The sequence below is a fragment of the Pseudomonas sp. PvP009 genome (assembly GCF_017832995.1).
Lineage (GTDB): Bacteria > Pseudomonadota > Gammaproteobacteria > Pseudomonadales > Pseudomonadaceae > Aquipseudomonas > Aquipseudomonas syringae.
The window spans coordinates 3,723,247-3,746,912 of the sequence record NZ_JAFIBG010000001.1 but is presented as its reverse complement, the minus strand read 5'-3'; the positions used below and the strand labels follow the sequence as shown (position 1 = coordinate 3,746,912).

Genomic DNA, 23,666 nt, shown 5'->3' with positions numbered 1-23,666 from the left:
AGGGGGCGGACGCAACAGGCATCAGAACAGCTTGCTGAACACCCAATACAATGAACCTGACAAGAGGATCGCCGCCGGCAGGGTCAGCACCCAGGCCGTGGCCAGATTGCGCAGGGTACGCATTTGCAGCCCCGAGCCATTGGCGACCATCGAACCGGCCACGCCGGACGACAGCACATGCGTAGTGGATACCGGCAGCCCATGCATGTCCGCCGCCCCGATCGTGAACATCGCCACGACCTCTGCCGACGCGCCCTGGGCGTAAGTCATGTGCGTCTTGCCGATGCGCTCGCCCACAGTCACCACGATACGCTTCCAGCCGACCATCGTGCCCAGCCCCAAGGCGATGGCCACGACAATCTTGACCCAGGTCGGAATAAAGCGCGTGGCACTGTCGATCTGCCCCTTGAACGCCTCAAGCTTGGTCTTGGTGTCCGCGTCGAAATCGCCGACCTTGTTTTTCTCCATCAGGCGGATGCTTTCCGAGGTCAGATACATGTCGTTACGCACGTTGGTCACGGCTTCGGCAGGCACCTTGGACAGCGAGCCATAACTGGCGACCTGATCGCCGATCTTGCCAGCCATGACCGCCAGCGCAGGGATCAGCTCAGGACTCGCTTCCTTGCTGACCAGGTAATCCGACAGCGTCTTGCGCGCATCCCCGGGGGCCGGTTGAGGGACGCTGCGGATCAGCGCCTGCTGGGTTACTTCAGCCACCGCAGCGAACTGGGTAGCCTGTTCGGCGGGCATGGTGCGGTTCAGCGCATAAGCCATCGGCAGAGTGCCGACCAGAATCAACATGATCAGGCCCATGCCTTTCTGCCCGTCGTTGGAGCCGTGCGCGAACGAAACGCCCGTGCAGGTCACAATCAGCATGGCGCGAATCCACAACGGTGGTGGAGCATTGCCTTCCGGGGCTTTGTACAACGCACGGTTCTTGATGAACATGCGCATGGCCAGCAACAGCAACGCGGCACAGCCGAAACCCACCAAGGGAGAGAGCAGCAGTGAGTAACCGATCTTGGTGGCCTGCGACCAGTCCACACCGCTGGTGCCGTCGCGGCCGTGCATCAGGGCGTTGGCGATGCCGACCCCGATGATCGAACCGATCAGCGTGTGCGACGAGGACGCCGGCAGACCCAGCCACCAGGTGCCGAGGTTCCAGATGATCGCCGCGATCAATAGCGCGAAGATCATCGCGAAGCCTGCCGATGAGCCGGTTTGCAGGATCAGTTCCACCGGCAGCAGGGCAATGATGCCGAATGCCACCGCACCGCTGGAAAACATCACGCCGAGGAAATTGAAAAAGCCCGACCAGACCACGGCAAAGCCGGGCGGCAGGGAGTGGGTGTAGATCACGGTGGCGACCGCGTTGGCCGTGTCATGAAAGCCGTTGACGAACTCGAAGCCCAAGGCGATCAGCAATGCCACGCCCAACAGCACGAACGGGGTCCAGGTGGTGACCACCGTGCCCATGTCGTCAACGTCCTGTTTTAGGCTGTAGCCAGTGAACAGCAACCCTGCGATGAGTATCGTGAAGAAAAGTATCATGGTCATTCGGCTGGGCTTGCGACCGAATTGACTCGCTGACAGGCTCGCCTTGCCGAGAGCGTCCGGAGACAGTGCGTTTGTAGCCATGTTCGCAATCCTGGATTGAAAGAATATTGACATGGTCATTGCAAAATGTGACAGCGGTGAGACATGTAACAATTGATTGCGCTTTTGCGCCGGTTTTCTGACAACCGGCGGGTGCGGCTGCTTATTCAGTAGTCGCCGCGTTTGCGAAACGCCCAGCGCCCGGCTACCAGTGTGAACGTCGCGACCAGTGCCACCAGAATCCAGAAGCCTTCAGGGTCGGTGGCCAGCGGCACGCCCCCCACGTTCATGCCGAAAAAGCCGGCGACAATGTTGATCGGCAATGCCAAAACAGTCACCACGGTCAGGGTAAACAGGGTTCTGCTGCTCTGTTCGTTGAGGTTGGCGGCAATTTCTTCCTGCAACAGTTTGATGCGCTCGCCCAGCGCCGTAAGGTCGTTGATCACCAGCGAGGACTCTTCGATGGACTGACGCAACGCCTGGACATCCTGTTCGCGCAGCCATTGCGGAGGTTTGTGCAACAGGCGCATCAACGAACCGGGTTCCAGCGCCAGCAGGCGTTGCAGACGTACCAGTACCCGGCGCATGGCGCCGAGTTCGGAGCGATTATTGCTCAGTCGCTGCGAAAGCAACTGGTCTTCAATGCGGTCGACGTTGACGCTGGTCTTGCGCAGGAACTGCGTCAGCACTTCGCCCTGGTCGCTCAGCAGGTGAGCGAGGAGCTCCAGCGGTGAGTCGAATTGTTCGCCGCGCTTGACCGCCGAGCGCAGTTTGTCCACCGAGCGCAGCGGCTGCAGCCGGGCGGTGATCAGCAAACGCTGTCGGGCACAGACCCATAAAGTGGAGATGTCAGTCGAGAGCCTGTTGAAGTCGAACACCACATCGTTGACCACCGCCATCAACGTGGCGTCCACGTGCTCGATCCGCGTCGAGCGCGAGCCCTCGTGCAATGCTTCGAAAAACTCTTCCGGAAGATCCAGTTGGGTTTTCATCCAGCGCTCGCAGGCCGCATGCGAGAGGTTCAGGTGCAGCCAGATGAAGTCGTTCTCTTCGGGAGGGTTTTGCAGGTAATCCAGCGCGGCGGCTGAACCGATTTCCTGGCCACTTTCACCACGGCGAAAACGGAAGCCGTAGAGCAGACCGAAAAGGTCGGAGTCCTGATGGTGGTGAGCGATACTGTGGTTCATGGCTGTCCACGTGCGGCCTGGCCCGGGCAGGGAGGCGAAGGCCGCATGATGACAAGGCGTTATTTCATATTTGTGACAGCTTGTTGCCGGGTGTGTCATCTGTGATATCGGCAAGCGGCTGCATGGGCAGCCGTTCAGTCAATCGACAGCTCGCTATCGCATTGACAGCGATCAGACCATCGCCAGCGGCACCTTGCGAGTGGGCGCAGGCCATGCCAGATCGATATCGGCCAGGTCGCGCTCGGTCAGGCGAATCTGCTCGGCAGCGATGTTCAGACGAATATGTTCCGGGTTGGTCGCCTTGGGAATGGCGATCATGTTGTCCTGACGCAGCACCCACGCCAGGGAGATCTGCGCCGGTGTTGCATCGTGGCGTTTGGCGATTTCGTGCAGGGCAGGGTGGTAGAGCAGATCGCCAGCCTGGCCGATCGGGCAGTACGCCATCAACGGCAGATGACGGTCTGCGCTCCACAGCATCAGGTCGAACTCGATGCCGCGTTGCTCCGGATTGTAGAGCACCTGATTGGTGGCACAACGCGGATTGTTGAGTTCGATCATGTCCGGCACATCAAAGTTGGAAACACCCCAGGCACCGATTTTGCCCGCTTCACGCAGACGCTCGAATGCCTCGACCGTCTCGGTCAGCGGATACTGGCCGGGCCAGTGCAGCAAGTACAGATCGATGTAGTCGGTGTTCATGCGCCGCAGGCTGGCTTCGCACGCGGTCGGAATACCGGCGCGGCTGGCGTTGTGCGGGTAGACCTTGCTGACCACGAATACCTTGTCCCGCTGTCCGGCAATGGCTTGCCCGACAATTTCCTCGGCAGCGCCATCGGCGTACATCTCGGCGGTATCTATCAGGGTCAGGCCCTGTTCGATCCCGAGGCACAGGCCGGCGATTTCTGCCGAGCGCTGATGCCCTTTTTCACCCATGTGCCAGGTGCCCTGACCCAGCACTGGTACGGTTCTGCCTGCCAGTTCCAGTGTGCGCATGTGACCCCCTGCAGTTAAATAAGCAGCTAATGAGCGGTTGAATAAGCAGGTCTCAGGCAACAAGAGGCGCACGAGGTTCCGTGCCACCCCCCAAAATCGCAATGCAGATTTAAACCCGGAACTGCTTCAGCAAGGTGTTCAACTCTTCGCTCAACCCGCGCAGGTGCAGACTGGCCGAAGTCGATTGTTCGGCGGCCAGTGCTGTGCTCTGAGACAGTTGCGCGGCCTGGGTGACGTTCTGGTTAATATCATCCACCACGTGCGTCTGCTGCAGGGTGGCACTGGCGATGGAGGCGTTCAGGCTGTTGAGGTTGCGCAGCGCCTGACTGATAGAGGTCAGGCTCTGGCCGGCCTGATTGGCCTGCTCGATGGTCATCTGCGAAGAACGGCTGCTGTCACCGATCACCTTGACCGCTGCATCGGAATGCTTTTGCAGGCGTTCGATCATTGACTGGATTTCTGCGGTCGACTTCTGCGTGCGCTGGGCCAGCAGGCGCACCTCGTCGGCCACCACGGCAAAGCCGCGGCCTTGTTCGCCGGCCCGCGCTGCTTCGATGGCTGCGTTCAGCGCCAGCAGGTTGGTCTGCTCGGCAATCGAACTGATCACTTCCAGCACGCTGCCGATCTGCGTGCTCTCGCTGGCCAGACTCTGCATCACTTCCACGGCCTGACCGATGGTGCTGGAGAGGTGTTCGATCTGGCGCAGGCTGTTATCGATGTTGATTTGACCCTGCTGTGCCTGCGACTCGGCATCGCGCATTTCGCTGGCGGCATGTTCAGCGTTCTTGGCGACGTCCTGCACGCCGTAGGTCACTTCGTTGACCGCAGTGGCAACCAGGTCCATTTGCTGCGACTGCTTCTCGCTGCGGCTCTGCGCCTGTTCGGCGTCGCTGCCCAGATCGGTCGAGGCCTGGCCCAGCGCCACGGCTGAGTGCTGCAACTGACCGACGACATTGCGCAACTTGGCGACGAAGGCATTGAAATGCGTACCCAGCTCAGTGATTTCATCCTGGCCATGGGTTTCCAGCGTGCGGGTCAGATCACTCTCGCCACTGGCAATGCTGGCCATCGCACCGACCGCCGCTCTGAGAGGGCGCACGATGCTGCGCACGATCGTGACCAGCAGCAAGACCATGATCAGCACGATGCCGGCGATGAACATCCCGGCATTCCACAGCTGGGTCTTGAACTCAGCCGCGACGTCATCGACGTATACGCCGGAACCCAGAATCCAGCCCCATGGCTGAAACAGTTGCACGTAGGAGGTCTTTTTCACCGGCTCGCTGGCACCGGGCTTGGGCCAGCGATAATTCACCATCCCGGCACCCTTGGCTTTGACCAGCGTGACCATTTCGTTGAACACCGCAAAGCCATCCGGGTCCTTGATGGTCGACAGATCCTGGCCTTCGAGCTTGGAGTTGGTGGGGTGCATGATCATCACCGGGCGCAGGTCGTTGATCCAGAAATAGTCGCTCTGGCTGTAACGCAGGCTCTTTATCTCTTTCAAGGCCTGCTGTTGCGCAGCCTCGCGGGTCATGCCGCCGGCGGCTTCTAGCCCCTGATAAAACGACAGGATGCCGCTGGCCGTCTGCACCACGTGCATGGTTTTTTCGGCTTTGGCCTGATACAGGTCGTTATGCAGCTGTCTGAGCAGTGTCGCCGAGAGGACAAAGAGCATCAGCACTGAAACCACAAGAATCAGCCACAGACGGCGACTGATGGACAAACTGCGCATACTCATGATCGGCATCCCTTGCATTATTTTTCTTCTGATGACTCTGGCTCGCGCGGCGCGCGATTCAGGGTCTTTCAAGCATCTCGGCGCGTAACGTCCAAACATGAGCGGTCGGTCACATTTTTTAGCGGCGTACACGGGTATGGCAAAAGGCTTACAGCAACAGGCGCGATTGGCTCTATCGACTGACCCTCAGTGAATGTAGGATCCAATTCAGCAGCTGAAGCGAAGGAACGCCGCAGTGATCAGGGAGGATCGACCATTGCCAGGAGGCTACTGACAGGATGTCGGAATGGTCATGTTGCAAAACCACCCGCTTCGGCGGGTTTTTTGCGTCTGCAGGAAAGCAGGGTGGGCTCAGCGGTCCGGCTCGCAGCCCTTGAGTACCAGCCTGAGGATGGTCTGCGTTGCCGCCTCGTAATCGGCATCCTGCAGTTTTGCCTTGCCGGTGACCGTAGCGATCTGCCAATCGAAATCGGCGTAGGTCTGGGTCGCCGCCCAGATGGTGAACATCAGGTGGTGAGGATCGAGCGGGGCGATCTGTCCGCTGTCGATCCAGGCCTGGATGCATTCGATATTGTGCCGTGCCTGGCCGTTGAGCTGTTCGATCTGCTGCGCTGTCAGGTGCGGGGCGCCATGCATGATCTCGCTGGCGAACACTTTCGAGGCGAAGGGCAGGTCACGGGAAATCTGGATTTTCGAACGGATATAGCGGCTCAGGACTTCGGCAGGTACGCCTTCGGGATTGAAGGGCGTAGAGGCACGCAGAATGGGCTCGATGATGCTTTCCAGCACCTCGCGATAGAGGTTTTCCTTGGATTTGAAGTAGTAATAGACGTTGGGCTTGGGCACACCGGCCTTGGCTGCGATGTCGCTGGTCTTGCTGGCGGCGAAGCCTTTGTCGGCGAATTCCTCGCTGGCAGCGCGCAGGATGAGTTCTTTGTTGCGCTCGCGGATACTGCTCATGACCCGGTTATTCCCTTGCCTGCATGGCGGTCGCGCATGTTAGCACCGGGTTTGCGCAGCGCTCAATGTTGACGGCCCGGGGCAGGGTTGCAGCGGGCCATCTACTCAGACGCTCATCAGTTCCTGGACTCTGGCGGCCAAAGAGTCAATCGCAAACGGCTTGGTCAGCACGCGCATTCCTGGCCCGAGCTGTTCGTCACCGATGGCGGCGTTTTCCGCGTAGCCGGTGATGAACAGGGTTTTCAGATGCGGGCGGACCTCGCGTCCGGCATCGGCCATTTGTCGTCCGTTCATGCCGCCCGGCAAACCCACGTCAGTGATGAGCAGATCGATATGCACATCCGAACGCAGCAGCTTGAGGCCGGCCAGGCTGTCGGCGGCTTCGATCAGCGTATAGCCCAGGTCGCCGAGGGCATCGGTGAGCAGCATGCGCACCGTGGGTTCGTCGTCCACGATCAGGATGGTTTCCCCGGACTGGGTGAACTCGAACGGTGCCTTGTGCACATCGCCTTCGTCCTTGGCCGCAGTGCCCTCGTAGCGGGGCAGGTACAGTGATATCGCGGTGCCCTTGCCGACCTGTGACTGAATGAGCACGCGTCCGCCAGACTGATTGGCAAACCCGTAGATCATCGACAGACCCAGCCCGGTGCCCTGGCCAATGGGCTTGGTGGTGAAGAAGGGGTCGAATGCCTTGGCGATGACATCGGGTGTCATGCCGGTGCCGGTATCGGTCACGCACAGCGACAGATAGTGGCCCTCAGGCATATCGTGTGCGCGTGCCACATCACCGTCGATCCAGCGGTTGCTCGCCTCGATGGTGATGCGTCCGCCGTCCGGCATGGCATCGCGGGCGTTGATGCACAGGTTCAGCAGCGCGTTTTCCAGCTGGCTGGCATCGACCAGTGTCGGCCACAGCCCCGTGGCACCGATGGTCTCGACCACGATGCTGGGGCCGACCGTGCGCTGGATCAGGTCAGTCATGCCTTTCATCAGCCTGTTCACGTCGGTCGGCTGCGGGTCCAGGGTCTGGCGTCGAGAGAAGGCCAGCAGCCGGTGCGTCAGGGCCGCTGCACGTTTGGCCGCGCCCTGGGCGGTCACGATGTACTTGTCGACCTCGCCCCAGCGGCCTTGCTCGATACGGGTACCCATCAGTTCCAGAGCGCCGGAAATACCCGCCAGCAGGTTGTTGAAGTCGTGGGCCAGGCCACCGGTCAGTTGCCCGACCGCTTCCATTTTCTGTGACTGGCGCAGCTTCTCTTCGGCCTGCATGAGCTCGGTTGTACGGGCTGCCACGCGTTGCTCAAGCGTGTCGTTGAGGGCACGCAGCGCGGCAGTGGCACGGTCGCGTTCGGCTGCCACGGCGCGTCGTTCGTCGACGTTGATGAGCACACCGGGGAAGCTCAGTGGCGTGCCATCCTCGGCTCGGTCGACCCGGCCGTTGGCTTCGATCCAGTAGTAAATGCCATCATTACGACGAACACGGTATTGGTGGGCGTAAACACGCCCGCTGGTGATAACCGCATTGATCGCATGGATCAGGCCTTGCTTGTCTTCCGGGTGAACAGTGGCAATGACTTGCTCCAGGCTCAGGCCTTCACGGCCCAGCGCGGTGTCCAGACCGAAGGCCTTGGCGAAGGCTTCATCGACGGTAAAGCGATCGGTCGGCAAGTCCCAGTGCCAGGTGCCGATGATTGCACCGGCGGCCAGGGCGAGCTGAACGCGGTCGATGTTTTCACGCGCGACGGCCTCGCTGGTGCGCAAGCGCTCTTCGGCGTCGCGTCGCGCCGTCACATCGCTGAAGATCACCGCAATCTGCCGATCAGCCGGTTCACCGACACGCACCGCCTTGACTTCGAACCAGCGTTCGAAAGCTTTGGCATAGTTTTCAAAGTTGGCTGGCTCACCGGTTTTGGCGACGTTGCCATAGGCTTCGAACCAGAACCGCTCCAGGTCTGGCGCGAACTCGGTCACCCACTTGCCCCGCAGATCGACGCCGGCCTGACGTTCAAAGGCGGGGTTGGCCTCGATGAAGCGGTAGTCCACCGGGCTGTCATCGGCATCGAACTTGACCTGAATGATGGCGAATGCGGCTTCGATGGTCTCCAGCATCGCCCTTGAGCGCTCTTCGCTCTGGCGCAGCGCGGTCTCGGCCTTGCGCATCTGCGACATATCGAGCATTGCGCCGATCATGCGCACCGCCTGGCCGTCGATATCGCGTATCACATGGCCGCGGTCCAGCACGTCGGCATAGGCCCCGTCCAGACGACGAAAGCGGTATTCGTCCGTCCAGGCAGTGCCATTGCCGTCGATCACGGCATGAATGGAGTTGTACACGCGGGTACGGTCGTCGGGATGGATCTGGCCCATCCACCAGTCACCGGAGTTGTCCAGAGTTGCCAGCGGGTAGCCGTAGGCCTCTTCCAGCGCGTCGTTCCAGAGCACCAGGTTGGCTGCAAAGTCCCAATCCCAGATCGCGTCATTGGTCGCCTTGGCGGCGAGCCGGTGTCGTTCCTGGGCTTCTTCGGTCGCGCGGCCCGCCAGATGTTCGGGCGTGCGGTCGCGCAGGATTTTCACGAAGCCGAGGTGCGTATGCTTTTCATCGTAGAGCGGCATCATCTCGCCTGATGCCCAGAACAGCTGGCCGCCCTTGCGCAGGTGCCAGCGCTCGTCCGATGCCCGGCCTACGCTCAGCGCAAGCTGCATTTCATGCTCGATACGATCGTTGGCCACGTCCTCGGGCGTAAAGAAACGTTCGGCGCTCTGGCCAACCATCTCATCCTGGGTCCAGCCCAGAACCTGCTCTGCGCCCGGGTTCCAGTCGGTAATGATGCCGTCGCGATCGGTCAGGATCATGGCGAAATCCATCGCACTGTCAAAGACTGCGCGCTGGCGTGCCTCGCGGCCGATGGCTGCGGGTCGACGGGTATTCGTTGCGGCGTCGATGCCGGCTTCTTCAAGCATTCTGCGCAGGTCCACGATCTGCGTTTCAAGCTCTTCTCTTGTCAGGTCTTTCAGAGCGCCTCCCGCTCACACGTTATGTTTGGCATGGGCGGGCACTTGCCGGTGGCCTGCTTTGCACGTTGAAATCCGCTCGTTAGTAAGCTCTGCATTTGCCCGTTCGCCCTCGGCAGGCTGCACCTGATGTGCGTCATGCTATGTCGGCCATCATACGGTCATTGTCGCGCTTGAACTCACGGCCTGTCTTGACTGCATATCAGTGGCCGTGTCGGTGGACACCTGCCGACGAATCGGGTTTCGACGGATCAAGAATTTAAAGCAGCCAATGTGTCCTGCGCTGATTCAAGGGGCGTGTCCAAAAACAAGGCAATTTGCCCGGGTATTCATCGGCCTTTTTGCGGCTTTCTTTAGAGGGCATCAGGCCATGGGAACAACTTTGTTCGCAGGCTGCGCACATCGCTCATGACCTGATGCGAATTGTGCTTGCGGAGCAGCCTTTTTTCAGGGGTTCTGCGGAGCGCATGCTAGGATTTACCCTTTCGTTATGCGAAACGTGCCCTTCGTATGTCCATCGATGCAAACAGCTCCGGTACACCCAGCGCAGCCAAGCAGCCTCCAGCCAAACGTCGCCTGCCCAAGGGCGAGGTGCGCAAGGCCGAAATCATCAAGGCGGCCATGACCCTCTTCGCTCGGGATGGGTATGCCGGCGCCTCGCTGACCAACATTGCCAAGGTGGCAGGTCTCTCTCAGGTCGGCCTGCTGCACCACTTCCCGACCAAACTGGTGCTGCTGCAAGCTGTTCTCGAACATCGCGACCAGTACATTGCCGGCCGGCTGCAGGATGCCGATCAGGTCGCTTCTCTGCAGGGGTTCCTGTCGTTTCTGAAGCAGGTCATGAGTTTCAGTATCGAAGACGCTGCGGTCAGCCAGGCGCTGATGATCATCAACACTGAAAGCCTGTCGGTCACGCATCCTGCACACCGCTGGTTCAGCGAGCGTTTTGCAATTGTGCACGGTCATCTTCAGGCGCATCTGAAGTTGCTGGTCGAGGAAGGCGAAGTTCGAGCGGATATTGACGCAAGGCAGATCAGCCTGGAGATAGCCGCCATGATGGATGGCATGCAGATTCAATGGCTTCGATCGCCAGGGGATGTGCAGATAGAGGAGGGGTTTGCCAGGTTTCTCGAACGACTGGCGCGGGATCTGGCTGCACGCTGAGCTGCGAGCATTTGCCAGGCAGGCATCGGTGGTCCTGTCGACCACCGATGCCTTTGGCGTGTGATGAATGTTGCTTGGGATGAATGTCGCTTAGTAAGCCTGTTCTGCCTTGACCTGTACGGCCTTGCGCAGGGGAATCGGCAGCGGGTTGGAGTCGCGAGTGGTCAATTTCTCCGGGTACAACGCTACAACCGTGCGGTCGAGCGTCAGGTTTTCCGAGTCCTTGCCTACCAGCACCTTGAACTTGCCAGGGTCAACGTTCCAGCTCACCGAGTTGGCTGAGTAGTACGCGAACGAGCGCGAGTCCAGCGCAATGGTCACGGTCTTGCTTTCGCCAGGCTTCAGGTAAACCTTGGAAAAGCCCTTCAGCTCTTTCTCTGGACGATCAACCAGCGGCTTGGAAGGCTGCACGTACAACTGAGCCACTTCGAAACCGGCCTTGTCACCCGTGTTGGTAACCGTGAACGACGCTTGAATGGTCGCGCCCGGTGCCAGCACATTGCTCGACAGCTTCAGGTCGCTGTACGCGTAGGTGGTGTACGAAAGCCCGAAACCGAATGGGTACAGCGGTTTGGTGTGCTTCTTGTCGTAACCGCGATAGCCCAGGTAAAGGCCTTCGCTGTAGCTCATCTCGACAGGCGGGTTAGGGCTGCTGAAATAGTACGGCACCGGGTTCGAGTACGATGCATAGCTCGGATTGTCCTGCGCCTTCTTGTCCAGCGTGATCGGCAGCTTGCCCGACGGATTGACCTTGCCGAAGAGGATTTCAGCCAGTGCCTGGCCGCCCTGTTGCCCTGGATACCAGGCGTGCAGAGACGCAGCTACCTTGTCAGCCCATGGCTGCATGTCCATGCCACCGCCACCATGCAGTACCACGATGGTTTTCGGGTTGGCTTTCTGAATGAAACCGATCAGCTCGGACTGGAATTGCGGCAGTTCGAACGGACGATCGAGCGACTCACCCTCGTATTCGAAGTTATTGCCGGCGGCTACCACGACAGCGTCGTAATCCCCCAGGTTCTTCGGTGGACGCAACGATGCCCAGCTCATCTGCACGCCGTTCATGCCGCCCAGTACCGGGGTGAAGTTACCCTTGAGCCGGCGGTATTCGAGGCGCACGTTGTATTCGCTGCCGGCCTTGAGATTCGGTGTCTTGACGGTGCGCGGCACGACTGGAATCAGGTCGAACGAGACTTGCGCGCCTTCATCTTCAAGCACCAGCTCATCGTTGATCCAGAGTTTGTAAGGGCCGTCGGCACGTACCTTGAACACCTGGGGCCCGGTGATCGTCGGTTTGATCTTGCCGGTGAAACGGGCAGAGAACGCGCCTGGCGCAGGGGTATAACCGTTGACTGTGCTGGCACCGTTATCGGTCACGTTGGTATTGGTAATCCAGTCCAGGTTGACGCCCGGCTCGATGCGGGTTGCCACCGGGTCGCCGGACAGCGAGGTGTTGGCGTAGTACTCGGCTTTTACGCCGGTGTTGCTGATCGCCTGCTGGTCACTGCCTGGCTGATACCAGACCGATGATTTAGGGTTCAGGCTCATCTGTGGCAGGTAGTCCACATTCGACGGGCTAGACGCCAGTTGCTTGAGTCCGCTCACTTCGGTGACATAGCTGGCCGGCGCCGAATAGGCGGTGCCGAACGGCGCGGTCGGCGGCTGCATGGCCATGTCGCCAATGACGGCGATCTTTGCGTTTCTGGACAACGGCAGCAGAGGTTTCTGCCCGTCTACTGGCTCGTTGCGCAGCAGGACGATCGATTCTCTGGCGACGTTCAAGGCCGCCAGCTGACCGTATTCACGATGCTCCAGTGGCTGCGCCTTGTTGATCCCTTTGTCAAAGCCGTAGCTGACCAGCGCTCTCAGGTTCCTGCGCACCTTGTCGTCGATCACGTTCTGGTGCAACTGACCATTCCAGACATAAGGCAGCAGTTTGGCTTCGGTAAACTGAAGGCCGCTGGGCATGTCGATATCGGTGCCCGCCCAGGCACCCTTGAAGGCGTCCTGAACCGAGTTGAAATCGCTCATGACGTTACCCTGAAAGCCCCACTGGCCTTTGAGGATATCGGTGATGAGGTGGTGGTTTTCACACGCGTATTCGCCGTTGATCTTGTTGTAGCCGCACATGATCGAGGCGATATTCGAGTTCTTGACCAGCGATTCGAAGCCCGGCAGGTACAGCTCCTGCATCGCTCGTTCGTCGATCTTCACATCCAGATAATGACGGTTCGCTTCCTGCTCGTTCATCAGGTAATGCTTGGCGGCCGCCTGGATGCCTTGAACCTGGATGCCGTTGGTGACAGCTGGTGCCAGTACTGCGCCGAGAAACGGATCTTCGCCGCTCATGTACTCAGCTGCCCGGCCGTTGAACGGCGTGCGGTACAGGTTGATGGCCGGCGACAGCATCTGCTGACCGCCTGCGATGCGGGTTTCGTAGCCGATGGCCAGACCGAATTCCTTGGCCCGGTTAATGCTCCAGGTTGCGGCAAGGGCGGATGGCGAGGGGTACTGCGCGCCGAACGTCTTGCCGCCGACCAGTACGCCCATGGCCGAGTCATAGGCGACCGTGCCTTGGAGGTTGAACTTGTCCAGCTTGGGAATCATGCGGCCGTCGTCAACGCGCGAAAAATTGATTTTTTCCGATTGCGTCATGTTGTCCAGCATCGCGCCTACGCGCGCTTCCACTTCATTGCCGCTCATCGGCGTGACAGCGAATACGCTGCCTGCCTGGGCGATACCGAGCGCCAACAGGCTCAGGCCCAGGCCTTGTTTGATCATGGACACGGAGTTATTCCTTACGTCATTCATAGGTTGATCGGTTGCAGTCAGTGGGTCACTCAGCGGTCTTCATTGCCGGCAGGGGCGTCAGCAGTGTCGATCGGTGCATCCACCACCGTTTGCGCGCCATTGGGCGTTTTCTGTACGGCAGCGTCGGCACCCGTGATCTGCTCACGCTGTGCGTCGACTTCTGCGCGGCGCTCGCTCGACGTGGATGGCAGCGGGTTCTGCCCGTCAGCGGCAGACACCGGGAGGGCGGCAAGGGACATCAGTAAAGTGGCAACAACAGGTAGCAGGGGGCTGGCCATCGGGAGAATCTCCAAACAGAAATATGAAACAGGCAGACAGGCAAATCAGCAGCTCAGGGCCGCTGACAGTTCATTCAAGGCGTGCGTGACAAACAGAAAATTGCTGAAAGGTAAAATACACGAATGCAATTTTATTTATTTGATATTGGGTAAAATTCAATGGCAGCTATTTGGTTTTGATTTTGTTTTAATTTCAAAATATATAGTTAATATGCAATATTTTTCTGGTTTTTGTGTTTTTAAAGGCATTAATCTTCTTTTTAAAAAACAGAGTGATCACTCTGTTTTTTGGTTTTTAGATGATTTTCCGTGGGGTCGCGTGCTGATAAGTGAAAGTATTGCTGACGCCTGAATACTGGCAGTGAGTGTCAGCATCATTACGTCGCTGTCAGGCCCGTCGAATAAAGCCCGGACGCCACCGAAGAATGCCTACGCCTATCTGGACTGGAGTGAGCGTCTCCTCACATCGGCGGCGCTGCTGGAACTGATGCTCAAACGAGGTTGGGTAAGCCGCCATCTGGATTCCAGAGCACTGCAGCTGACGCCCAAAGGGGCAGGCGGGATGGCGAAGGCGTTTGGTATGGAAGGCGGTGCGTAACCGCTCAGGTAACCACGCTGCTGTCGGGCATGCCCGGTAGCAGCGTGGCTCAGGTTCAGAAGCTGTACTTGGCCGTCAACGCATAGCTGCGCGGGTTGCCGTAGACGTCGGTGGAGCCCCATACCGAGCTTGCGCCAATTGCCGTGTAGTAGGTGCGGTCGAAGATGTTGTTGGCGTTCAGTTGCACGTCGAGGTTCTTGCTCACCTGATACCCTGCCATCAGGTCGGCGACGGCGTAGCTACCCTGTTCCAGGCGATAGCTGCCATCGGTAAGCGCGATGTCGTTGTACATGCGGCTCTGCCAGTAAACGTTGCCACCGACGCGCATTTTCTCCAGTGCACCCTGCAGACGATAGACCGTCGACACCTTGAACAGATGCTCGGGTGTGTCGGTGTTGAATTGCTGGTTCTTGTTCGCCGGATCGGCGTCCTTGAGGTAGTGGGTGCGGGCGTAGGTATAGCCTGCGCCGACTTGCCAGTTCTCGGTCAGCGCGCCTTGCAGTTCCATCTCGATGCCTTGGCTGCGTACCAGACCGGCAGCGTCGTAACAGGTCAGAACCGCGCAGCCCGCCTGGGTCGGTGACTGGGTCTTGAGGTTTTTCTGGTCGATCTGGAACACCGCCAGGGAGGTATTGAGGGCGCCGTTGAAGTATTCACCCTTGATACCGACTTCATAGTTTTCGCCCACCACCGGCTTGAGCACTTTGCCGGACAGGTCCTGTGCGCTCTGCGGCTGAAAGACGTCGGTGTAACTGGTGTAAAGCGAGTGGTGTTCATCCAGCTTATAGATCAGCCCTGCGTAGCGCGTCAGGTTACGGGTGACTTTGTAGTCTTCATCGCCGACGCGGTCATCGTAGTCGTACCAGTCCAGACGGCCGCCGAGGATCAGGGTCAATGGATCGGCCAGGCTCAGGCGTGTGGTGAGATAGACCGCATCCTGGGTAGCGATGCTATGCGTCTTGCCATTGCGAACGAAGTCCGGCTTTGGCGCGCCGATGGGCAGGCCGGTGTCGTAGGGGCTGTACTCGTTGCTGGTCTGGTCGTACACGCGCCGGCTGGTGCCGACCACCACTTCATGAGTGCGGCCGAAGGCCTCGACCGGCCCACTGGCGTAGGCATCGAAGGCGGTCTGCTGCTCTTCCGGCTTCGACTGGTAGGCCGTGGTTTCCAGCGGGCCGTTGTAGCGAGACAGATAAGTCCCCGAAAACAGGCCGTCCAGCGACGAGCTCGAGCCTGCTACGCGCAGCTTCCAGTCGTTGTCGAAACGGTGCTCCAGCTCACCGAACACGGTGTCTATCTGGATTTTCTTGTTTTCCCAATCCGACCCTGAGTAGGTGGAGCGCGGCAGGTTCAGGTGGTGACCATCGACGCCCAGGGGCAGGCCGCCCCAGAAGTAGTTGGTCTGATCTTCCTGACGAGACAGGCCCAGGGTGGCGGTCGTCGCGTCACTCAGATCGGCTTCGACCACCCCGTAGAACACGCCGTGATCGCTCTTTTCCTTGTCGCGGAAACTGTTGGCATCCTGGTAGGAGCCGACTATCCGGCCGCGAACCGTGCGGCTGTCGTTCAGTGGGCCGGACGCATCGAATACGCCACGGTAATCGTCCCAGCTCCCGACCGTGCCGGTGAGGGTGACCTGTGGCACGGCGGTAGGGCGCTTGCGCACCATATTGATCGCTGCCGAAGGATTGCCAGACCCTGTCGCCAGGCCAGTCGCGCCCCTGATCACCTCGACATGATCGAACATGGCCAGATTGGGTTGAACGCCTGCCGTGTAGCCCGAGTAAGAGGCGGGCAGGCCGTCGTACATGATGTTGTCGATGTCGAAACCGCGGGACGTGTAGGTTTGCCGACCCGGTCCGCTGGACTGGTCCAAAAACAGTCCCGGCGTATACCTCACCACGTCATTGATGCTGGTCATAGCCTGATCGTCCATGCGTTGGCGGGTGACGACCGTTACAGCCTGCGGCGTTTCACGAATGGTCAGCGGCAACTTGGTCGCGGTCTGCATCGGGCCGGTGGTGTAGGACTGACTGCCCTCGGTTGTGGAGCCAAGTTGATCGCTGCTGATCTGCGTGGCACCCAGCTCCATGGTCGTGGCGGGCTGTGCTTCGCCAACCTGTTCTCCAGCGGCAAAGGCTGCCTGTGTGGTGGCAGCCCAGATGCCCATGGCCAGCAGACCCGGTGTGAAACGATTACGGCTTTGCGATTGTTGCCCCGACATGAACCCGACACTCCCTCGACGCCCTCCATGGCAGGATGATAATAATGTTGATAATGGTTCGCATTAGTGTGACAGGTTGTTTCGATCAGAAAAAGACACTGCGAACAAATAGTTAACAAAATTTTCACATTTCCATGCTGAGGCCGGGCGTGGGTCGCCCTGCGGGTCGGGCAGGTATCCCATCGAAAAACGCTATGAAAATCTTGTACATGAAATTACATTGGTACAAGTTTTATGGCTGCGGAGCCTCTTCCATTGACCCAAGCCCCTCGTCTCCACCTGATCCTCGGCGATCAGCTTTCCTTCGATCTCGCATCCTTGGCGGGTCTGATCCCCGAGCGCGATACGGTCCTGATGGTGGAGGTCATGGAAGAGGCGAGTCATGTGCCGCATCATCCGCAGAAGATCGTGCTGATCTTCAGCGCCATGCGGCATTTTGCCGAGGCGCTGCGTGAGCGTGGTGTTCGGGTGCAGTACGTCATGCTCGATGATCCGCAGAACACCGGGTCGGTGCCGGGTGAGTTACAGCGCTGGCAGGCTCTGTTGCGAGCAGAAGAGCTGCACATCACCGAGTGTGGCGACTGGCGTCTGGAGCAGTCGATCAAGGACTGCGGGTTGCCCATCCAGTGGCACGCCGATACGCGCTTTCTCTGTTCCCGTGACGAGTTTTCGTCATGGGCGCAAGGCAAGAAGCAGTTGCGCATGGAGTTCTTTTACCGGGAGATGCGCCGCAAAAGCAGGCTGCTGTTGAACGGCGACGGTACGCCGGTCGGTGGTGCCTGGAACTTTGATGCCGAGAACCGCAAGGCGCTGCCCAAGGGCATGGCCGCGCCTTATCCGCTGCGCTTTTCCGCCGACACCATCACCCGTCAGGTGCTGACGCTGGTGGGCGAGCGCTTTGCCAGTCATTACGGCTCGCTGGATAATTTCGACTATCCGGTTACGCACGCCGACGCTCAGGCGCTGTGGGAATACTTTCTGGACTATGGCCTGGCCGGTTTCGGTGATTATCAGGACGCTATGGCCACTGATGAGCCGTTTTTGTTTCATGCGCGCATCAGTGCTGCGCTGAACATCGGGCTGCTGGATTTACGCCAGGTGTGCAGTGACGTTGAATCCGCATACTGGTCGGGCAGGGTGGGGCTGAATGCCGCCGAAGGTTTCATTCGCCAACTGATCGGCTGGCGGGAATATGTGCGTGGCGTCTATTGGCTGAAAATGCCCGATTACGCGAGCGGCAATCTGTTCGGTAACAGCCGGCCGCTGCCCGAGTTTTACTGGACTGGCGAAACCAAGATGAACTGCATGAGTCAGGCGATTGGCCAGAGCCTGAAGCACGCCTACGCCCACCACATTCAGCGCCTGATGGTGACCGGCAACTTTGCCCTGCTTGCCGGCATCGTGCCGGAGCAGATCTGCGAGTGGTATCTGGCGATCTACATGGACGCCTTCGACTGGGTCGAGCTGCCCAATACGCTGGGCATGGTCATGCATGCCGATGGCGGCTATCTGGGCTCCAAGCCCTATTGCGCCAGCGGCCAGTACATCAAGCGCATGTCTGACTATTGCCGCGGCTGTGCGTACAAGGTCACTGAAAGCACCACTGAGGATGCCTGCCCGTTCAATGCACTCTACTGGCATTTCCTGATGCGCCACGGCGACCTGTTACGTCGCAATCAGCGCATGGCGATTATCTATAAGAACCTTGATCGTATGGCTGAGCCCAAGCAACAGGCGCTGTGGGAGCGGGGCGAGCATTTGCTGGCCAGGCTGGATGCCGGAGAAGCGCTTTGAAAAAGAGTGAGTTGCCGGTCAAAACCTGTGTGGTCTGCGGGCTGCCGTTCACCTGGCGCAAGAAGTGGGCGCGCTGCTGGGATGAGGTGCTTTATTGCTCTGAGCGTTGCCGGCGAAACAAGCGCACGGCACGCGAGTAGCGTCTTCAACATATTTCGAAATGAAAAGCGCTGAACTATCGCTTGCTCAGCATGATCCTTCCTTATGCGCATTCAGCGCGACCCCGACCTGCCAGTGCATCCGCACTGAGTTTTGATCCAGGGTCGCCGAACGAAAAGGAGCCGTCATGACCGTAACCACCCATCCCGTCTACCGCTACACGCCAGGCCCGCTACACGCGACCTTGCTTGCCGGAACCGTGCCTTTGTTTCTTGGCGGCTTGCTGAGTGATATTGCCTACTACCAGACCTTTCAGATTCAGTGGAGCAACTTTGCCGCCTGGCTGATTGCCGGAGGCCTGTTGTTCTGCGGGCTGGCGTTGCTGTTCGCGTTGGTCAATCTGGTTCGCGCCGATCACAAGGCCGGTCGTCCCGTGGTGTACTTCCTGTTGTTGCTGGTTACCTGGGTGCTGGGTCTGGTCAATGCCTTCGAGCATGCGAAAGACGCCTGGGCGGTCATGCCGTCTGGCTTGATCCTGTCGGTCATCGTCACTGTTCTGGCCTGCGTTGCGACGTGGACCGGGCTCACCAGCCTGCGTTCCGGAGGTGCAGAATGAGAAATATCCACGCATTGACTGCATTGAGCATGGCGCTGCTGCTGAGCGCCTGCGGTGGTGAAGCCGACAGCACTCAGGCGCGCGGACCGGATCCGAAACTTCCGGATCCGCAACGCGGCCTGTTGCCGAGCATGAAGATTGCCGAACCGACCGCATGGGGCGATCAGAAGCCTGCCGTGCCTGAGGGTTTCAGCATCACGGCGATTGCCAGTGACCTGAATATTCCGCGCCAGTCCATCGTCTTGCCCAATGGCGACATCATCGTTGCCGAAGGACGCGGCGGCAGCGCTGCCAAGCTCAAACCCAAGGACGTAATTGCCAGCGTCATCAAGGCCCAAGGCAACACCAAGGTCAAAAGCGGTAATCGTCTGACACTGTTGCGGGACGCGGACGGCGACGGCAAGTACGAGCTGAAGACGGTCTTTGCCGAGAACCTCAATGCGCCTTATGGCCTGGCCTTCGCGAACGGCAAGCTGTACGTAGCCAACCAGGATGCGCTGGTGAGCTTCGAATATCAGGAAGGCCAGACCAAGGCCAGCGGTGAACCTGCCAAGGTCACCGACTTGCCTGCGGCGATCAACCACCACTGGACCAAGGCGCTGACGGCAAGCCCTGATGGCCGCTACCTTTATGTCGGTATCGGCTCGAACAGTAACGTGACCGAGCGCGGCATGGAGGTCGAGATCGATCGGGCGATGGTCTGGCAGATCGACGCCGCCACCGGTGCCCACAAACCTTATGCGACCGGTCTGCGCAACCCGACAGCACTGGCGATTCAGCCGGGCACCGGCCAGTTGTGGACGGTGGTCAACGAGCGTGACGAACTGGGGCCTGATCTGGTTCCGGACTACCTGACCTCGGTGAAGGAGGGTGCGTTCTACGGCTGGCCTTACAGCTATTGGGGCCAGAATGTCGACACGCGTGCCCAGCCGCAGAATCCGGCCAAAGTCGCTGCGGCGATCAAGCCTGATTACAGCCTTGGTTCGCACGTCGCCGCACTGGGCGTGTCGTTCTCGATCCCGGCCATGGGCGACAAGTTTGCCGACGGCGTGTTCGTTGGCGAGCACGGCAGTTGGAACCGCGATAACCCAGTGGGTTACAAGGTGATCTTTGTGCCGTTCAGCAATGGACGTCCTGCGGGCGAGCCCGTGGATTTCGCAACCGGTTTCCGCGGAGCTGACGGTAAGACTCGCGGCCGGCCAGTGGGCGTGACGGTTGATCCGAAAGGCGCACTCATCATCGCTGACGACCTGGCAAACACCATCTGGAGAGTGACCCGCAACAAGTAGGTCACGATAGCCGGAAGTCGTTGTCGAATAATCGTTCCCAAGCTTTGCTTGGGAATGCCGTTCCTGACGCAGAGAGTCGGTACGATAGTCGGTGATTGATCGTTCCCATGCACTGCGTGGGAATGCCGTTCTTGACGCTCTGCGTCACCCATGCAACCTCGACGCGGGGCATCGGCCTGATGGCCAGCCTTCGCTGGGCTTACCTTGCGTCATCCACACAAAATTCTTTCGCAAGGTGGCTTCGATACGGACTTACACGTTAGGGTTGGCCGCTTCCACGCGCTGGCCCGAGCGGCCGGTCGCTGACATCCCTGAATTCTGGAACCGCTGTGAGTCGCTTTGAAACCGCTGGAAACGTAGAAACAAAACCCGCTTCATGGTGGGCCGTTGGCAGTGTATCGCTTGGGTCGTTCGCCACCGTCACCACTGAATTTCTGCCGGTCGGGCTGCTGCCCGATATCGCTCGCGACCTGGGAACGAGCATCAGCCAGACAGGCTTGATGATGGCCGTTCCCGGCATCCTTGCGGCCATCTCGGCACCGTCCTGTATTGCCCTGTTCAGTCATGTCGACCGCAAGCGCCTGTTGCTCGGGCTGCTGTCGATATTGCTGGCATCCAACCTGATCGTCGCGTTGTCTACGCACTTCTGGCTGACCCTCGCAGGCAGGGTCCTGCTCGGCTTCGCGCTGGGGGGATTCTGGACGATTGCCGGGTCACTCGGGCCGCGCTTGAGGCCCGGCAAGGAGGGCGTGAAGGCCACTGCTTATGTGCTGGCGGGCGTCTCGATTGGCACTGTCGCCGGGATTCCGGCCGGTACGTTGATCGGTGAAGCCTTCGGCTGGCGGGCAGCTTTTGAAACAGCGGCAGTGGTCACGGTTGCAGTGGGGTTGTTGATCGCAACCTTCCTGCCTGCGTTGCCGGGCGAACGTTCCGCCGGCATCAGCCAGATGTTGTCGCTGGCTGGCGAGCAGCGCATTCGTCGTATGTTCGCTGCCGCACTGTTGATCTATGTCGGGCACTTCGCGGCCTACACTTATCTAGCGCCCTTCGTGCAGGAATTCGCACATATCCAGGGTCAGGCGCTGGGGGCATTGCTCTTCGCGTTCGGCCTGGCGGCGGTTGCAGGCAATCTGGCCGGTGGAGCCCTGGCGGCCAGAAGCGCGCCGTCCTCGGTGCTGATCATGACCCTGCTGATGCTGGGTTCGCTGACTGCGCTGCTGATGTTCGTCGGTAACCCGTGGCTGCTCTGGCCGGTGATTCTGGTCTGGGGGTTCGCTTTCGGGATGATCCCCATCACCACACAGATCTGGTGTTTCGAGGCTTCCAATGATCGTGTCGAGGGCGTTCAGGCGTTGCTGGTGTGTGTGGTGAATCTGTCGATAGGCGGCGGGGCGTTCATTGGTGGTGTGGTGTCCGGTCGGGCCGGCTTTACCGCTGCCATCGTGATCGGCGCGGTATGTGCCGCGCTGTCCATGCTCACCGTGATACTGGCGATGCGCAACTCAAGGCCGGTCAGTTGCATAGACTGATCTGCCGATAATGGGATACCGCGGCGATGCTCAATCCATCGTCGCGATAACTCATCACTCCCTCAGCCTGCCTTGAAAAACGCGACCTTGCGGGTCAGGCGATCCGCAAGCTGTGCGAGCTCCTCACTGGCGGTTGCCACCTGCTGCGATCCATTGGCAGATTTGAGTGTCGAGTCGTGGATGCTGGTGATGTTTATCGCAACGTCTTCTGCCACCGCACTCTGTTGAACCGACGCGCTGGCGATCTGCGCGTTCATGTGATTGATCGCGCTCACTTCCTGATTGATTCTCGACAAGGCGCTTTGGGCATTGCGTGTCTGTTCCACGGCACGATTGACCAGTTCACAGCTGTCGCGCATGTTCTGTGCCGCAGTTTCAGTACCACCCTGCAGCGTGCTGATCATGTTCTGAATCTCCTGGGTCGACAGCTGGGTGCGATTGGCCAGCGAACGAACCTCATCGGCCACCACCGCAAAACCTCTGCCATGCTCGCCCGCGCGGGCGGCCTCAATGGCCGCGTTGAGCGCCAGCAGGTTGGTTTGTGAGGCAATCGAGTTGATCACCTCGATCACCTTTTCGATCTCCTCGCCGTGCCGTGAGACCTGCTCCACGGTACTGGTCGTTTCAGTCAGCGTGGCCGCCAGTTGTTCGATGGCAGTGGTCGTGCCTTCGACGAGCGTGTTGCCGTTCGCCACCTCACTGTCAGCCAGACGTGCAGCGTCTGCGGCCTGCGCTGCATAGCCCGACACTTCACTGACCGTCGCGGCCATCTCGCTGATGGCGGTGGCTACCTGTTCGGCTTCACGGGTCTGCACCATGATCTGCGCATTGTTGGCGGAGGATGCCGCCGACAGCACGGTAGAGGACTGGCTGACCTCTTGAGCGGCCATTCGTACGTCGGTGATGGTTTCCGAAAGACGGTTTAGCGCCGTTCTCAGCACGCCCATGACGCTGTCGGGATACGCCGTGGTGATGGTTTGCTGCAGATCGCCCGCTGCCAGTCGGCGAATGGCCTCGGCAACGTCAACCGGTTCTGCGCCAAGGGTCTTTTTCACGAAGCGGATGATGAACGCCGACAGCACGATGCTCAGCAGCACGGCGAACGCTGTGGCCAGCAGCATCAGGCCACGGAACTGGCTGGCGGTTGCCTGCACATTATCCAGCTGGACCCTGATCGAGGCTTCCTCATGGTCGATGAGCGCGTTGATGCGCTTCAGCCATTCACTGTAGTTACCGGAGGTCTGGCTCAGCAACAAGGCCTGCGCACCGGCGATGTCTCCGGCACGGCGCAAGGCAATCACGCTCGTGGTAGAGCTGAGCGTTTGCTGTTCGATCTCCTTGATGCCGCGCAGCAATTGGCGCTCTTCGGCACTGACATTGGGCTTGGTGAACAACTGCTCCATCGGTACGGCCGAGTCGACATAGTCCTTTTCAAGACGGGTCATCTCTGCCAGATGCAGCGCCAGGTCCTGGTCGTTGTTGACCAGTACTGCATCGCGCAGAGCGATCGCACGGTTATGCACGCTGCCCCGGAAGTTGATCGCATAGCGTTGCACCTTGGCGGCATTTTCGCCTACGTCTTCCAGAGTGCTGTCGATGAACCCGACCCGCTGAATGCCAACGGCGGTGATCACGATGAGCAGCGAGACGACAGCGGCGAATCCCAAGCCGATGCGCGTAGCCAGAGAAACCTGATTTTTCATGGAATGAACCCGAGCGAGGCAAGAGAAGACGTCGAATTAAATAATGGCGAAGAGCCTTTATTCAGAATCGCC

General features: G+C 59.5%; 17 protein-coding genes and 2 pseudogenes. 8 read left to right on the top strand and 11 right to left on the bottom strand.

Annotated elements, in window-relative coordinates; translation table 11 throughout:
- Positions 1 to 21 precede the first annotated feature (21 nt).
- The 6 genes from JOE29_RS15835 to JOE29_RS15810 form a co-directional block, all read right to left on the bottom strand.
- Entirely contained in the window at positions 22 to 1,638 is a 1,617-nt protein-coding gene (locus JOE29_RS15835) for an inorganic phosphate transporter (RefSeq protein ID WP_210079690.1), read from the bottom strand.
- 125 nt (positions 1,639 to 1,763) lie between these two features.
- Positions 1,764 to 2,783, bottom strand: coding sequence for a transporter (locus JOE29_RS15830; RefSeq protein WP_057407149.1), 1,020 nt, complete (start codon positions 2,781 to 2,783; stop codon positions 1,764 to 1,766).
- 171 nt (positions 2,784 to 2,954) lie between these two features.
- A complete protein-coding gene (locus JOE29_RS15825) occupies positions 2,955 to 3,776 on the bottom strand; it encodes an aldo/keto reductase (RefSeq protein ID WP_003315245.1) in 822 nt (273 codons plus the stop codon).
- Between the two features lie 109 nt (positions 3,777 to 3,885).
- Positions 3,886 to 5,517: a methyl-accepting chemotaxis protein gene (locus tag JOE29_RS15820; protein WP_032660879.1), complete on the bottom strand. Its 1,632-nt coding sequence runs from the start codon at positions 5,515 to 5,517 to the stop codon at positions 3,886 to 3,888.
- 351 nt (positions 5,518 to 5,868) lie between these two features.
- Positions 5,869 to 6,477 (bottom strand): TetR/AcrR family transcriptional regulator, encoded by a 609-nt coding sequence (locus JOE29_RS15815; RefSeq protein WP_003319640.1) that lies wholly within the window; start codon positions 6,475 to 6,477, stop codon positions 5,869 to 5,871.
- Positions 6,478 to 6,582: 105 nt separating this feature from the next.
- Positions 6,583 to 9,438 (bottom strand): PAS domain-containing protein, encoded by a 2,856-nt coding sequence (locus JOE29_RS15810; RefSeq protein WP_235592844.1) that lies wholly within the window; start codon positions 9,436 to 9,438, stop codon positions 6,583 to 6,585.
- Positions 9,439 to 9,999: 561 nt separating this feature from the next.
- Here JOE29_RS15810 and JOE29_RS15805 point away from each other — a divergent pair.
- Positions 10,000 to 10,653, top strand: coding sequence for a TetR/AcrR family transcriptional regulator (locus JOE29_RS15805; RefSeq protein WP_122335641.1), 654 nt, complete (start codon positions 10,000 to 10,002; stop codon positions 10,651 to 10,653).
- 90 nt (positions 10,654 to 10,743) lie between these two features.
- Here the strand turns inward: JOE29_RS15805 and JOE29_RS15800 are convergent, their stop codons facing one another.
- Together JOE29_RS15800 and JOE29_RS15795 are read right to left on the bottom strand one after the other, a co-directional pair.
- Entirely contained in the window at positions 10,744 to 13,434 is a 2,691-nt protein-coding gene (locus JOE29_RS15800; RefSeq protein ID WP_210080021.1) for a glycoside hydrolase family 3 C-terminal domain-containing protein, read from the bottom strand.
- Between the two features lie 59 nt (positions 13,435 to 13,493).
- On the bottom strand, positions 13,494 to 13,742 hold the full coding sequence (locus JOE29_RS15795) for a hypothetical protein (protein ID WP_003423303.1): 249 nt from the start codon (positions 13,740 to 13,742) through the stop codon (positions 13,494 to 13,496).
- Here JOE29_RS15795 and JOE29_RS15790 point away from each other — a divergent pair.
- Complete coding sequence (locus tag JOE29_RS15790; RefSeq protein WP_210079689.1) at positions 13,711 to 14,094, top strand: hypothetical protein; 384 nt, start codon at positions 13,711 to 13,713, stop codon at positions 14,092 to 14,094. The genes JOE29_RS15795 and JOE29_RS15790 overlap by 32 nt on opposite strands.
- Here the strand turns inward: JOE29_RS15790 and JOE29_RS25660 are convergent.
- Positions 14,019 to 14,177: pseudogene (locus JOE29_RS25660) on the bottom strand (MFS transporter); the annotation flags it as partial. The gene JOE29_RS15790 and the pseudogene JOE29_RS25660 sit on opposite strands and share 76 nt — an antisense overlap.
- 34 nt (positions 14,178 to 14,211) lie before the next feature.
- On the opposite strand from JOE29_RS25660, the pseudogene JOE29_RS25485 reads away from it, so the two are divergent.
- A pseudogene (locus tag JOE29_RS25485) lies at positions 14,212 to 14,340 on the top strand (ArsR family transcriptional regulator); the annotation flags it as partial.
- Positions 14,341 to 14,395: 55 nt separating this feature from the next.
- On the opposite strand, the gene JOE29_RS15780 reads toward JOE29_RS25485, so the two are convergent.
- On the bottom strand, positions 14,396 to 16,564 hold the full coding sequence (locus JOE29_RS15780) for a TonB-dependent siderophore receptor (protein ID WP_024684517.1): 2,169 nt from the start codon (positions 16,562 to 16,564) through the stop codon (positions 14,396 to 14,398).
- A gap of 234 nt (positions 16,565 to 16,798) precedes the next feature.
- Between JOE29_RS15780 and JOE29_RS15775 the strand changes: the two genes are divergently transcribed.
- The 5 genes from JOE29_RS15775 to JOE29_RS15755 all read left to right on the top strand — a co-directional run bounded on the left by JOE29_RS15775 (position 16,799) and on the right by JOE29_RS15755 (position 21,891).
- Complete coding sequence (locus JOE29_RS15775; protein ID WP_080289365.1) at positions 16,799 to 18,358, top strand: cryptochrome/photolyase family protein; 1,560 nt, start codon at positions 16,799 to 16,801, stop codon at positions 18,356 to 18,358.
- Positions 18,355 to 18,498 (top strand): DUF2256 domain-containing protein, encoded by a 144-nt coding sequence (locus tag JOE29_RS15770; protein ID WP_003423312.1) that lies wholly within the window; start codon positions 18,355 to 18,357, stop codon positions 18,496 to 18,498. The genes JOE29_RS15775 and JOE29_RS15770 overlap by 4 nt, the downstream gene beginning before the upstream one ends.
- Before the next feature lie 146 nt (positions 18,499 to 18,644).
- Positions 18,645 to 19,073 carry a DUF2231 domain-containing protein gene (locus tag JOE29_RS15765; protein WP_003342934.1) on the top strand — a complete coding sequence of 143 codons (429 nt, stop codon included), beginning with the start codon at positions 18,645 to 18,647 and terminating at the stop codon, positions 19,071 to 19,073.
- Positions 19,070 to 20,362, top strand: a complete 1,293-nt coding sequence (locus JOE29_RS15760) for a sorbosone dehydrogenase family protein (RefSeq protein WP_210079688.1) — start codon at positions 19,070 to 19,072, stop codon at positions 20,360 to 20,362. Before JOE29_RS15765 ends, JOE29_RS15760 begins: the two co-directional genes overlap by 4 nt.
- Positions 20,363 to 20,691: 329 nt before the next feature.
- Complete coding sequence (locus JOE29_RS15755; protein ID WP_210079687.1) at positions 20,692 to 21,891, top strand: MFS transporter; 1,200 nt, start codon at positions 20,692 to 20,694, stop codon at positions 21,889 to 21,891.
- Positions 21,892 to 21,953: 62 nt separating this feature from the next.
- On the opposite strand, the gene JOE29_RS15750 is transcribed toward JOE29_RS15755, so the two are convergent.
- Complete coding sequence (locus JOE29_RS15750; protein ID WP_210079686.1) at positions 21,954 to 23,594, bottom strand: methyl-accepting chemotaxis protein; 1,641 nt, start codon at positions 23,592 to 23,594, stop codon at positions 21,954 to 21,956.
- Positions 23,595 to 23,666 lie beyond the last annotated feature (72 nt).